Origin of the sequence: Flavobacterium agrisoli (genome assembly GCF_016522065.1) — a bacterium.
In the GTDB taxonomy this organism is placed as follows: domain Bacteria; phylum Bacteroidota; class Bacteroidia; order Flavobacteriales; family Flavobacteriaceae; genus Flavobacterium; species Flavobacterium agrisoli.
Map to the genome: position 1 here is coordinate 90,208 of NZ_JAEHFV010000006.1, position 13,868 is coordinate 104,075.

11 protein-coding genes are annotated in these 13,868 nt (G+C 35.7%); 9 read left to right on the plus strand and 2 right to left on the minus strand.

Annotated features, from left to right (window positions below; genetic code table 11):
- Nucleotides 1-59 precede the first annotated feature (59 nt).
- Nucleotides 60-740, plus strand: coding sequence for a copper homeostasis protein CutC (locus I5M07_RS13245; RefSeq protein WP_200106927.1), 681 nt, complete (start codon nucleotides 60-62; stop codon nucleotides 738-740).
- A gap of 82 nt (nucleotides 741-822) precedes the next feature.
- Here the strand turns inward: I5M07_RS13245 and I5M07_RS13250 are convergent, their stop codons facing one another.
- Nucleotides 823-3,240 carry an outer membrane beta-barrel family protein gene (locus I5M07_RS13250; RefSeq protein ID WP_200106928.1) on the minus strand — a complete coding sequence of 806 codons (2,418 nt, stop codon included), beginning with the start codon at nucleotides 3,238-3,240 and terminating at the stop codon, nucleotides 823-825.
- A 199-nt stretch (nucleotides 3,241-3,439) separates the two neighbouring features.
- Between I5M07_RS13250 and argS the strand changes: the two genes are divergently transcribed.
- Nucleotides 3,440-5,221, plus strand: coding sequence for an arginine--tRNA ligase (gene argS, locus I5M07_RS13255; RefSeq protein WP_200106929.1), 1,782 nt, complete (start codon nucleotides 3,440-3,442; stop codon nucleotides 5,219-5,221).
- A gap of 93 nt (nucleotides 5,222-5,314) precedes the next feature.
- On the opposite strand, the gene I5M07_RS13260 is transcribed toward argS, so the two are convergent.
- The gene (locus I5M07_RS13260; protein ID WP_200106930.1) at nucleotides 5,315-6,220 is read right to left on the minus strand and encodes a DUF6607 family protein; all 906 of its coding nucleotides are present in this window, start codon (nucleotides 6,218-6,220) and stop codon (nucleotides 5,315-5,317) included.
- A gap of 107 nt (nucleotides 6,221-6,327) precedes the next feature.
- Here I5M07_RS13260 and I5M07_RS13265 point away from each other — a divergent pair, with 107 nt between their 5' ends.
- From I5M07_RS13265 to I5M07_RS13295, 7 genes are all read left to right on the plus strand, one after another.
- A complete protein-coding gene (locus I5M07_RS13265) occupies nucleotides 6,328-8,445 on the plus strand; it encodes a TonB-dependent receptor plug domain-containing protein (RefSeq protein WP_200106931.1) in 2,118 nt (705 codons plus the stop codon).
- Nucleotides 8,446-8,457: 12 nt separating this feature from the next.
- Nucleotides 8,458-9,540, plus strand: a complete 1,083-nt coding sequence (locus I5M07_RS13270) for an HmuY family protein (protein WP_200106932.1) — start codon at nucleotides 8,458-8,460, stop codon at nucleotides 9,538-9,540.
- A 182-nt stretch (nucleotides 9,541-9,722) separates the two neighbouring features.
- Nucleotides 9,723-11,084, plus strand: coding sequence for a signal recognition particle protein (ffh, locus tag I5M07_RS13275; protein WP_200106933.1), 1,362 nt, complete (start codon nucleotides 9,723-9,725; stop codon nucleotides 11,082-11,084).
- 90 nt (nucleotides 11,085-11,174) lie between these two features.
- Entirely contained in the window at nucleotides 11,175-12,056 is an 882-nt protein-coding gene (locus I5M07_RS13280) for a bifunctional 5,10-methylenetetrahydrofolate dehydrogenase/5,10-methenyltetrahydrofolate cyclohydrolase (protein WP_200106934.1), read from the plus strand.
- A 133-nt stretch (nucleotides 12,057-12,189) separates the two neighbouring features.
- Nucleotides 12,190-12,810, plus strand: coding sequence for an outer membrane beta-barrel protein (locus tag I5M07_RS13285; RefSeq protein ID WP_200106935.1), 621 nt, complete (start codon nucleotides 12,190-12,192; stop codon nucleotides 12,808-12,810).
- A gap of 109 nt (nucleotides 12,811-12,919) precedes the next feature.
- A complete protein-coding gene (locus tag I5M07_RS13290; protein ID WP_200106936.1) occupies nucleotides 12,920-13,534 on the plus strand; it encodes a hypothetical protein in 615 nt (204 codons plus the stop codon).
- Nucleotides 13,535-13,828: a winged helix-turn-helix domain-containing protein gene (locus I5M07_RS13295; RefSeq protein WP_200106937.1), complete on the plus strand. Its 294-nt coding sequence runs from the start codon at nucleotides 13,535-13,537 to the stop codon at nucleotides 13,826-13,828. It abuts the gene before it with no gap.
- Nucleotides 13,829-13,868 lie beyond the last annotated feature (40 nt).

Consider the following 13,868-nt stretch of genomic DNA (forward strand, 5'->3'; position numbering starts at 1 on the left):
TATACTGTTTCAGATACGTTTTTTTTGTATTTTGAGTTTAAAATACAAAATAAATGTAAATGGATTATAGCCAATTGGAAATTGCTTGTTTTGGATTGTATTCGGTTGCACTTGCACAAAGATGTGGCGTTCACCGGATAGAATTGTGCGATAATAGGGAACTAGGCGGAATTACTCCTGATGTAAAATTAATTGAAGCCGCACGAAATATTACTACAGCTAAATTATTTGTCATGATTCGGCCAAGAGGTGGCGATTTTGTGTATACTGATGACGAATTTGAATTGATGGAACAACAAATTAGCATTTTTAAAAAATTGGGAATCGACGGATTTGTTTTCGGAAATTTATATCCCGATGGTACAATCGATAAAATGCGAAATTCAAGATTAATTCAACTTGCTTATCCGTTGCCTTGTACGTTTCACCGAGCCTTTGATAGCGTGCCAGACGTAAAAGAAGGTTTGGAAACGCTGATAGAATTGGGATTTAAATCGGTTTTAACTTCGGGAAAAGCCGAAACGGCCTTAGCAGGACTTCCTGTTTTAGAGCAATTGGTTGAACAAGCTCAAGACAGAATTCAAATCATTGCGGGAGGCGGTATTCGTGCTGATACTATCAAACCAATTCAAAATGTTTTAGGGAAACAAATATACCATTCGGCTGCCATCTTAGACGAATCCGATGTGCCGAGTGTCCCCGAAATTGAAGGGCTTCTTCATTCTTTAACCACAGCATAAATCAAAAATCCCGAAGCAAGACTGTCTCGGGATTTTTTTTCTACAAAAACTAATTCAAAAAATAAAATGGGTGTTGTTACGGTTAAAACATGCCTCCGCCACCTTTGTTGGTGTTGTCTTCACGTTGTTTGCGTTGTAAACTTTTGTTTTTTCCTCCACCAAAATTGTAGTTTAAACCAAGATATACGGTTTGGTTTTCCCAGTTAAATTGCCCGCTTTGCGGATAAGGATATTCGGTATCAAAAGCAAATCGCATTGTATCGAAAATATCATTAAATCGAACACTCAGGCTCATTTTGTTGTCTAACAAAGTGTAGCGAGCACCGGCATCTATTTTATACATTTCTTTGCGGTGGTTTTGGATTTCATCAACAGGACTTCTGTAAAATCCAAAAATCAAAAAACTTAAACGTTTGTTCGCTTTTAAATTCGAATTCAATCTTGCGTTTAAGGAAGACATGGTTACCTTACGGTTCAACGGATTGTTTTCTTGCGAAACCGGGTTGTATTGAAAGACAATACCCTCTTGGTTAATGCTCGCAAAATCTACAGATGGTTGTACATCCCACCATTTGGTAATTTTATAATTTGCTGAAATTTCAAAGCCATAAGCTGTATTTTGATCAAAATTGGTATACGTCAGAATTTGTTTTTTATTAGTTTGATCATTTACGTCGGGATACAGCACTCGGCTTATTTGGTCGTTTATATTACGGAAATAAACACCCGTGGTAAAAGTGCCTTTTTCGAAATTACGGGTATAATTAAGCTCAACCGAATTGGTAAATTGCGGACGTAATTCGGGATTTCCGTAAGAGGTCACTAGCGGAGTCGAAAACTCTCTAATAGGTTTGGTTTGCTCCAGACTCGGACGATCCACTCTTCGGCTGTAGCTGAGTTGAAGGGTGTTTTTCTCATTCAAATTGTACGTTAAATAAGCCGATGGATATAGCGTGATGTAATCGTCATCAAATCTTTCCTGACCTTCATTTAAATTTGTCGCTACTTTGTAACTTTCAAATCGGCCGCCTACTTGGTAACTGAGTTTTTCAAATTTTTGTCCAAACGTAACATAGGCCGAATAAATATCCACATCGTAGGTGTAGGTTGAGGTTCGGTTTTCAATGGCTACTGTGGGATTTTCGGTAAAATAATCGTTGTTGGAACGGGTAATTCGAGCTTCGGCTCCCGCTTCTAAAGTAGTTTTTTCGTTCAACGGATTAACATAATCGATATTAAAAGTACTCAGTTTTCGTTCGTTTTTATTGTTATCGTGGTAGCTGCTATTACTGGTGCTGTTGTTAATATCGGTGACATCAGTATCAAAAAAAGCTACTTGAGTTTCTTTCGAATCGCTATAATTTCCCTCCACATCTAAGGTATGCCCTTCTTTTTTAAATAGGTGTTTGTAGGCCAAATTGTAAGTTCCGGTGTTGTTTTCGCTATCATAAAGCGAATTCTGAAAAAGAGACGCAACATTCGGATCGCTGTTAAAATAATCAATAGCGGTATCTACAGTTCCAGTTCCCGAATATTTATTTTGATGGGTGTAAAAAGAAAGCGTATTAAAGTCATCAATTAAATAATCCATTCCTACTTTATATAAAAAGGAATCATTGTCGTTGTAAATATCTAACATCTGTGTATTCGGAGCATCCAAACGTGTAATTTTTCCGGTGTTGTGGTTTAAACCTGAGTTGTTTCCGAAATTTCCGAAAAAATTGACTTTGTTTACTTTGTAATTCAAGTCTAAAGATTGATTGAATTTAGCCGTTTCACCAAACGTGATACCGCCGCTATAACTACCGTTAAACCCATTGTTGGCATTTTTATGCAAAATCACATTGATGATTCCCGACATTCCTTCTGGATTGTATTTTGCACTAGGGTTGGTGATTAATTCAATTTTTTTGATGGAAGTCGACGGAATTTGTTTTAGTAATTGTGATGGATCAATATTGGTAATACGACCGTCAATCATCACTCTTACATTTTCATTTCCTCTTAGCGAAATTTTTCCGTCCTGATCTACATTTACCGAAGGAATATTGCTCATAATATCCGAAGCCGTTGCGCCGGCAGTGGTTAAATCTTTACCAACCGTAATGACTTTTCGGTCGAGTTTTTGTTCCATAGGAGAGCGTTCGGCAATAATGTTAACGCCTTTAAGCTCGGTGGCCACTTCTTCTAATTCGATTTTAAAATTTTCCGAAGTTTTGCTTGCATTCAAATCGACTATACTTACAAAGTTTTTAAAACCGATGTATTGTACTTCAATCTGGTAATTTTTTAAGGCCAGGTTTTTAAAGGTAAAACCGCCATTGTCTGTTGTTACCATACTGGTAATTAGTTTTCCGTTTTCTTTTAAAGCAACTGTGGCGTAAGAAATAGGAAATTTGCTGTTTTTTTCGGTTACAGTTCCCGAAATGGTACCTCCGTTTTGTGCCAGAAGTCCGTTCACTATTCCGATGAAGAATAGGACAAAAAGTTTGATTTTCATGATTTCGAATTTTGATTGATTGATAATTTGATGATTGATGCTAAATAAGACAGTTGTTTTTTTAATATGTTACAAGTGCCATGCATTTTTAACAAAAAAAGAGTCGCACCAAATTCCTGAAACTGTATTTTACAAGCAATTGCTCTTTAAACTTTAACCAATTAGAAGTATATTTGCAGTCTTAAAAAAATACATGTACATGTCATTAGCGCAAATTCTTACCCCTTCTATACAAAAAGCCATTCAAGTTTTATTTGATGTAAACGTGGAAAAAATCGAATTTCAAACTACTCGAAAAGAGTTTGAAGGCGATGTGACCATGGTGATTTTTCCGTTGTTAAAAGTAATTAAGAGCAATCCGGTAGAATTAGGAAACAAAATTGGTGCTTATTTGGTTGAAAATGTAGCCGAAGTTTCTCGTTTTAATGTGGTTTCGGGATTCTTAAACATTGTAATTTCCGATTCGTATTATTTGGATTTTTTCAATTCTATTAAAGACAATTCCACTTTTGGATATGTAAAACCAACCGATGGCGAAAAAGCGGTAATGGTAGAATTTGCTTCGCCTAATACCAATAAACCATTGCATTTGGGGCATGTTCGTAATGTACTTTTGGGTTATTCGGTCTCTCAAATTTTAAAAGCATCTGGGAAAAAGGTTTATAAAACGCAAGTCATTAATGATCGAGGCATACACATTTGCAAATCGATGTTGGCTTGGCAAAAATTTGGCGAAGGTCAAACGCCCGAATCAACTGGTTTGAAAGGCGATAAATTGGTTGGTAATTTTTATGTCGAATTTGATAAAGCCTATAAAAATGAAATCAACGGTTTAATGGCACAAGGTTTAACCGAAGACGAAGCCAAAAAGAAAGCGCCTTTAATTCTAGAAGCCCAAGAAATGTTGCGTAAATGGGAAGCCGGCGATGAAGGAGTGGTCTCACTTTGGAAGAAAATGAACCAATGGGTTTATGATGGTTTTGAGGTAACGTATCAAAACATTGGTGTTGATTTTGATTACAATTATTACGAAAGTAACACCTATTTACTTGGAAAAGACGTGGTAGAAGACGGACTTTCGCGTGGTGTTTTTTATAAAAAAGAAGACGGTTCGGTTTGGATTGATTTGACCGATGAAGGCTTAGATGAAAAATTAGTATTGCGTTCTGATGGAACTTCTGTTTACATGACGCAAGATATCGGAACGGCCATTCAACGTGTAAAAGACAAACCCGATGTAGGCGGAATGGTATACACAGTTGGCAACGAACAAGATTATCACTTTAAAGTGTTGTTCATCATCTTGAAAAAATTAGGTTTTGATTGGGCCGAAAACTTATTTCATTTGTCTTACGGAATGGTCGATTTGCCTTCTGGTAAAATGAAAAGTCGTGAAGGAACCGTGGTTGATGCTGACGATTTGATGTTTGAAATGACCGATACAGCGCGTCAAATTTCCGAAGAATTAGGTAAATTAGATAGTTATTCGGAAACAGAAAAGGCCGATTTGTACCGCACTATAGGTTTGGGTGCCTTGAAATATTATATTTTAAAAGTCGATCCTAAAAAACGTATTTTATTTAATCCAGAAGAATCGGTTGATTTTGCTGGAAACACAGGGCCGTTTATTCAATACACGTACGCGCGTATACAATCGATTATTCGTAAAGCCGATTTTGATTTTTCTGCAAATGTGAATTTGGATTTTGAAATCCACGAAAAAGAAAAGGAACTTTTAAAACAAATCGAATTATTTCCAGAAGTAATTCAAAACGCGGCTCAAAACCACAGCCCGGCTTTAATTGCAAATTATACCTATGATTTGGTTAAAGAATACAATTCGTTTTACCAATCGGTGCATATTTTAGGAGAGGTTGATGTTACCAAAAAAGTATTCCGCGTGCAGCTTTCTAAAAAAGTAGCCGAAATTATTAAATCGGCCTTTTCTTTATTAGGAATAGAAGTTCCAGAAAGAATGTAATTCGATAGAATCCAGATTATTCAAATTATAAAAAAAGCCGATAGTTTTTGCAAACTACCGGCTTTTTACAACTAACCAAACTAACACAAATTGTTATTTTTTTATAAAACGGTCAATAATCGCATCCGATTCTGATTTTGGCGCATTTGGCTCTAATTTGAATAAATGCGAATACAAGGCTTTTTTATCTACTTTTTCTTCTAGTTTCAAGTCTTTATTTTCGGCAAAAACCTGATTCCATTTCGCACGAACATTTTTCCATAACGCTTCGTTTTCTTTCCACCACTTTTGAGCTGCAATACATTTAGAATCGGCTACTTTAGTGTATACATCAAAGCCTTTTTCTTGAGCCAATACATACTCTTTACCCGCATCATCACGGACTAATTTGTCGTTATCTTGCTCATGATTCCATCCTGTTGACGTGATTTCATGAATGTTTCTTCTTTTTAAAACATTGTAATCATCGCGTTTGGTATGTTCTCTTCTAGGTAATGGCGCATCGGCCACATTTACCCAATAGGTATTTCCATCGACATACGCCCAAGTTGAAGAACCTTCGTAACGCGGACTATCATCTACTTGAAAAACTTTTTGCGTCCATTGCCCTTTTACGGCTTTTTTATCTAATTTGTTATATTTCCAAGTGTTGTCTTTATAGAAAGAATACAAATCAGTGTTTTCATATAACCAATCTTGTCTCCAGTGTTTGATAATCATATCTGGGCCAGCAATTAGTAAATGTTGCATTGAAATTTTGTTCGGAGTGTCTTCTATCAGTTCCACCCATTCTAACGCACCTTCATGTTTAGTTGCAGAGGCTTTGTAAGAAGCAGAATCTTTTGGGTACGCAAATGTTTCGGCAAAGTTGAATTTTACTTCATAACACCCACACATCGATTTAATGGCTTGAATGTCTTTTTGTTTTTTGTCTTGACTAAATCCTAACAGCGTGCTAAGTGCTAGAAAAGCAGTAAAATAGCGTTTTTTTGTAATCATAACTGGTTTCTTTTTGTTTTAAAAATTTCGGCAAATATAAAAATTTATTTAGAACAAATAAAAATAATTATATATTTGCATCAGATTATTAAGATTAAATAAAAATAATGAATTTTAAAAATACCACGTTTTTATGCTTCCTTTTTTGCGGAAGTATTTTTAGTCAAACAAAAGACAGTACGGCAATAGATGAACGATTGAATGAGGTGGTGGTAACCGGCCAGTTTAATCCGCAATCAATTAAAAAGTCCGTTTTTAATGTGCGTGTTATTTCGAGTAAAGACATTCAGAATTTAGCAGCAACCAATTTATCAGATGTGTTAAACCAATATTTAAATATTACCTTAAGACCTAGCAGCTCAAGTGGCCGTTCGACAGTATCGTTATTTGGTTTAGATGCGCAATATTTTAAAATTTTGGTTGATAATGTGCCTTTAGTTAACGATCAAGGATTTGGTAATAATACCGATTTATCTCAAATTAATTTGAATGATGTAGCTCAAATCGAAATTGTAGAAGGTTCTATGGGTGTGGCATATGGAGCCAATGCAGTTAGTGGAGTATTGAACATTATTACCAAAAAAACATCTCGATACAAATGGAATTTAACGGCCTCGGTTCAAGAAGAAACTGTTGGAGATGAATTTGCGTTTTTTGATGAAGGAAGACATATTCAATCACTACGTGCTGCTCATACTTTTAATGATAATTGGTATGTGAGCGCAGGACTAAATAGAAATGATTTTCAAGGCTATTTAGGTGGCAAAAATGGGAAAGATTATTACGAAACCGATTTTACTAGAGGGTACAATTGGTTGCCAAAAGAGCAATTAAACGGGACTGCTTTAGTTGCGTATCACAAAAATCAGTTTAACTTTTTTTACAAATTTGAATATTTAGACGAAACGATAGATTATTATAACAGCACCGTACAATCAGGTTATAATTCGCAATTGGGTTCTTACCGATATGCTGATGATAAGCGCTATTTGACCAATCGCTATTTTCATAATCTGAATGCGTCGGGAAGATTGTTTTCGCGATTGCATTTTAACGTTTCGTTTTCGCATCAAAAACAGCAACGTGACGAAGAAAAATTTAGATATTATTTATACACCCAGACCGAAGCCAACAATGCAAAAGAAAAAGATCAAGCAATGGAAGTGGCGTATGCTACCGGAACTTTTTCGAATTTCTTTGATAGTGAGGTTGTCGATTTGCAATTGGGTTACGAATTAACTCATAACAAAGGATTTGCTTTGGTACAAGAAGCTAATAACTTGTATGTGCCTATCGAAAAGCGAATCGATAATTATGATTTTTTTGCTTCTTCGGAAATTAATGCTACCAAACGATTTGCGATTCGACCTGGAGTTCGTTTTTCTATTCAGTCTCTTTTTGATAATCAATACGCTTCCTCGTTAGGTCTTCGATATGCTTTTAATAAAGGGATAGAATACCGTATTTCGGCAGGGAAATCGTTTCGAACACCGACCTTCGATGAACTTTATTCTAAACAAATTTTTGACGGCCATTTTTTTACAGGAAATGAAAATTTAATTCCAGAAAAAAGCACATCATACGAAACAAGCCTTAAAAAAGTGTCTTATTTAGGGTCGGATTGGCAACTATCAAATATGATTACCGCAAGTTTTATGGATGTTGATGATCGTATTGATATGGCTTTGATTGGCTTTAATGAAGATACAGGTACGCCGATGTATCAATACATTAATATTAGTAAATACCAAATGTGGAATGTGGCTACTGTGAATCAGTTTCAAAAAGGTAGATTCAATTTTAATTTAGGAGCCTCTTTTATTGGTGTATCGCAGTTGATCGATAATCAGGATTTTGTTTCGGATGATAAGTTTTTGTATTCATTCAATCTAAACAGTAGTGTGTCTTATTTGGTGCCTAGCTGGAAAACCACTTTCGCTGCCTATTACAAATACAATGGTAAAACACAACAGTATATAGAAGGAAATTCAGAATATGTAATTTCGGAAATAGGAGATAGCAATTGGTTAGATCTAACAGTTCGAAAAACTTTTTTCAATGATAAGTTCGAAACCATGATAGGAGCTAGAAATTTATTTGATGTAACCAATGTTTTTCAAACCGGAACCAACACCGGAGCAGCACATGCCACTTCTTCGGACGTGATGTTGGCTTATGGGCGCTCTTATTTTATAAAACTCACGTATAATCTTAATCTTAAATAATAAATACAAATCATGAAAAAGACTATTTTTTCTTTAGCGCTTGCTCTATTAACACTTGCATCTTGTTCAAGCGATGACGAAACTCCAATTGAAATTCCTACTGTGGGTGAAACATTGCAACCAGAAGTTGGTGGACCCAACCAACCCAACCAAGTGTATGTTGATTTGAGTGCAGGCGAAACTACAGCTGTTAACAGAACTTCTTGGGACTTCGGTTTTGCTTCTGGATCTGATTTTATAGTGGTAATTAATGGATCTGTAAAAATGGCTGTAAAAAAATTAGAAACTACCGATATCACTTTACCACAAGAAATTGACAATACTGTTGTGGTAGGATATTCTACCGCAGCTTCCTTAGGATATGTAGATAATCCAACAGGAATTCTAACAGGTGCTGGTGCTGGAGTTGGTACTGCTATTGCTGAAATTTCGGCTACGGATGCTGATAATAAAGTGTATTTAGTAAACCTTGGAAATGCAGTAGGCACTACAACACCAGCCGTAGGTTCGGTTGCAGTAGATGGCGACGCTAGAGGTTGGAAAAAGGTAAGAATCCTAAGAAGCGGAAGCGGATATAAAATTCAATATGCCGATTTAACCTCGACTACTTTTACCGAAAAAACCATTGCAAAAGATAACAATTATAACTTTACATTTTTTAGTTTAACAGATGCTAAGACAGTAAACGTAGAGCCTTTAAAAACAAAATGGGATTTAAACTTTACAACGTTTACCAACTATTTTCCATACTCAGGTCAGGATGTTACTTATAGTTATGCTGATTTTATTACAACCAATTTTAGAGCTGGAACCAAAGTATATCAAGTATTAGTAGCCGAAGGTGGTTCGTATGCCGATTATACGCTTGCCAAAGTAGTAGAGGCTAATTTTGCCACTTCTGAATCAGATCAAAGAGTTATTGGAGCTAACTGGAGAAGCGGTGGAGGTCCAACTTCTTTACCAAGTGTAAGAACAGATCGTTTTTATGTAGTGAAAGATGCAGTTGGTAATTATTATAAACTTAATTTTTTATCGATTACCAACGATGCAGGTGTAAGAGGAAATCCTGTACTTGAATATGCCTTATTGAAGTAATACTAAAATTTCAAAAGTTAGTAACTTGGTTTTTTTTATTTTTTTTTTGGAAAGAGGTTGGACTTGTCTGGCCTCTTTTTTTGTTTTAAAATATAGCCATTCTGTACACAACTTTGCGCCTTTGTAACTTTGCACCTTTGTAACTTCTTACTATATTTGCAATTCCAAAAAAAAGCACCATTATGTTTGATAATTTAAGTGATAAATTAGATAAAGCGTTTCATATACTAAAAGGGCACGGTAAAATTACCGAAGTAAACGTTGCCGATACCTTAAAAGAAGTTCGTCGCGCCTTACTGGATGCCGATGTTAACTTTAAAATTGCTAAAGATTTTACGGCACGTGTAAAAGATAAAGCCATTGGTCAAGATGTATTAACTACGTTACAACCAGGGCAATTGTTGGTTAAATTAGTGAAAGACGAATTGACGGAATTAATGGGAGGTGATGTGGCCGGAATTAATTTGTCGGGAACACCAACCGTTATTTTGATGTCGGGTTTACAAGGTTCGGGTAAAACGACTTTTTCGGGTAAATTGGCCAACTATTTAAAAACTAAAAAAGGCAAAAAACCATTATTGGTAGCTTGTGATATTTATCGTCCAGCAGCAATTAACCAGTTGCACGTGGTGGGTGAGCAAGTTGGGGTAGAAGTATACTCAGAGCCCGAAAATAAAAACCCAGTTGAAATTGCTCAAAATGCAATAAAACACGCAAAAGCGAGTGGTTTAAATGTGGTTATTGTAGATACCGCCGGTCGTTTGGCCGTAGATCAAGAAATGATGGACGAAATTGCCCGTGTACATTCGGCTATCAAACCACAAGAAACGTTATTTGTAGTAGATTCTATGACGGGTCAAGATGCGGTGAATACGGCTAAAGCCTTCAACGATATATTAAATTTTGATGGAGTAGTGTTAACCAAATTAGATGGTGATACTCGTGGTGGTGCCGCACTTTCTATCAAAACCGTAGTGAACAAACCAATTAAGTTTGTAGGAACTGGCGAAAAAATGGATGCTTTAGATGTGTTCTATCCAGTTCGTATGGCAGAGCGTATCTTGGGAATGGGAGACGTGGTGTCGTTGGTAGAACGTGCGCAAGAACAATTTAATGAAGAAGAAGCTAGAAAACTTCAAAAGAAAATCGCTAAAAACGAATTTGGTTTTGATGATTTCTTAACGCAAATTCAGCAAGTGAAAAAGATGGGTAATATGAAGGATTTAGTCGGAATGATTCCGGGTGCTTCAAAAGCCATGAAAGATATCGAAATTGAAGATGATGCTTTCAAACACATCGAAGCCATCATTCATTCGATGACTCCTGGAGAAAGAAGTAAACCGTCTATTATCGATGTGAAAAGAAAAGCACGTATTGCCAAAGGTTCTGGTACTAAAGTGGAGCAAGTAAATCAATTGATGAAACAGTTTGACCAAATGAGCAAGATGATGAAAATGATGCAAGGGCCAGGCGGGAAAAATTTAATGAAAATGATGAGTGGTATGAAAGGCGGGATGCCAGGAATGCCGGGAATGCCAAAATAAATAAGCGTACAGTTTTTTAGTATTCAAGATGTAATACTAAAAAACTGTTTTGTTTTACAACCAATTCAATAACAAAATTAAATAGTTTTTATGCAAATTCTAGACGGTAAAAAGACTTCAGAAGATATTAAAAAAGAAATTGCTGCCGAAGTGCAACAAATGAAAGCCAACGGCGAAAAAGTGCCTCATTTAGCTGCTGTAATTGTCGGAAGTAATGGTGCGAGTTTAACTTACGTTGGTAGTAAAGTGCGCTCTTGTGAGCAAATCGGTTTTGATTCGACTTTGGTTGCTTTGCCAGAAGAAACTACAGAAGCAGAATTATTAGCTAAAATTAAAGAGCTGAATGAAGATGAAAACCTAGATGGTTATATCGTTCAGTTACCTTTACCAAAACATATCGACGAAGAAAAAATTCTTTTAGCGATTGATCCACAAAAAGATGTTGATGGTTTTCATCCAACAAATTTTGGGCGCATGGCTTTAGAAATGGAAACGTTTTTACCAGCAACTCCTTTCGGAATTATGGAATTGTTAGAGCGTTATAAAGTCGAAACTTCGGGAAAACATACCGTGGTTATTGGTCGTTCTCATATCGTGGGTCGCCCCATGAGTATTTTGATGAGCCGTAAAGGAAACCCAGGTGATTCAACGGTTACTTTAACGCACAGCCGTACTAAAAACTTAGCAGAATTCACTAAAAATGCCGATATTATCATCACTGCTTTAGGTGTTCCTGAATTCTTAAAAGCGGATATGGTAAAAGATGGCGTAGTTATTATTGACGTAGGAATTACCCGTGTTGAGGATGCAACAAACTCAAAAGGCTATGTAATTAAAGGAGATGTTGATTTTGACGGCGTTAGTAAGAAATCATCTTTCATTACGCCAGTACCAGGTGGAGTAGGACCAATGACGATTGCCATGTTGCTGAAAAATACACTTTTGGCTCGAAAGATTAGAGCGAGGAAATAAAATTTCTAAAAAAATAAAGCTAAATACCTGTTCGAGAGAGCAGGTTTTTTTGTTAATTCTGCATCCAATTTAATATCATTTAAAAAATAAGATTAAATTTGTTAAAAAATGTTAATTCTAAATTGTATGTGATATGAAAAAAATTAAATTTCTAGCACTTTTTTTATTGTTGTCTTTAGGGATTAAAGCACAAGCAGTGCAAACTTTTTCGGTTAATATATATGGTGGTTATTCGTTCTCGGATAAAATCGAATACGAATATTCGCGTGCCTATGTGGAAGATGCTTTTCAATATGGTGTGGGTTTAGAATATTTTCTTCGTAACCATAATTCTATCGAAATAAAATATTTACGTGAAGACACACGTTTGCCCTTATACGGTGGACCTTTGGGGATGCAGTTAAATGCGGGAGATGATAAAGGGGCTTTGAATTTTATTTTAGTCGAAGGTACTCATTATTTTGATCGTCCTTCGTCTAAAGTGGCACCTTTTATAGGAGGTGGACTTGGTTTAGGTATTCTTGAAACGCCGCAAAGTGGCAATGATACTAACTTTGCGTGGGATATTAAAGCAGGGGTTAAGATCAAAACCAATTCGGCTGTTTCGGTTAATTTGCATGCTTATTTGCAATCGATGACCGCTGCTGTGGGGGATAGTTATTATTGGACTTATTTTGGAATTGTCGGTGTTACCGATTATGTAAGTACCTTTCAGTTTGGTTTAGGTGGGGTGATAAGTTTTAATATTAAATAAGAAGAAAATAAAAATAAATAAAAAACCTGTTCGAGAGAGCAGGTTTTTTTGTTTCAATGTTTTTCGTATTCTTTTTTTATTTAACTTTGAATTGCAAAGTACTTTTTATATGGATTCAAAACATCACGAAGATTTAATACACATACGTTCCATGATGGAGCGCTCTTCACGGTTTATTTCGCTCAGCGGTTTGTCAGGTGTTTGTGCCGGATTATCAGCGCTTATAGGGGGTTTGTATATTTTGCAATGGTTTAAAACAAATAAAATTAACTATTTTGATTTGGAAGATCGTGTGTATGGTCGTGATGTCATTACACATTTGATTGGAGTAGGTATGATCATTTTGATTGTAGCTTTGATTTCTGCCATTTTTTTTACGGTGAGAAAAAGCCAAAAATACAAACTGCCTATTTGGACCACTGCCACCAAACAAATGTTGATTCAGTTAGCTATTCCATTATTGGTTGGAGCTATTTTTTGTTTAGCCTTGATTAAATATAATTTAATGGTTTTGGTGGCGCCCACTACTTTGTTGTTTTACGGTTTAGCTTTGGTAAATGCTGAAAAATATACCTATTCAGATATTAAATACCTTGGGGTTTTGGAAATTATTGTGGGATTAGTATCGCTTTTTTATTTGCGTTACGGATTAGTGTTTTGGATAATTGGTTTTGGAATTTTACATATTGTCTACGGTTTGGTGGTGTTCAAAAAATACAAGTAAATGAGTATCATCGATAAGTTAAATAAAGATTTTGAAAGTCGGGTGCGCTTAGGAATCATGTCGGTTTTAATGGTTAATGAATGGATTGATTTTACCGAGATGAAAGCCTTGTTGGAAATTACCGATGGTAATTTAGCCAGCCATTCCACGGCACTTGAAAAATCAAATTATATCGAAATTAAAAAAGAATTTGTGGGTAAAAAACCTAAAACGTCTTATCGGGCTACTGCTTTAGGAAGAAAAGCTTTTACAGATCATTTAAACGTTCTCGAAAAATTATTTAAATCAAAATAACCTTTTTTTATCAATCTACTTTGAAATTCAAAGTACTTTT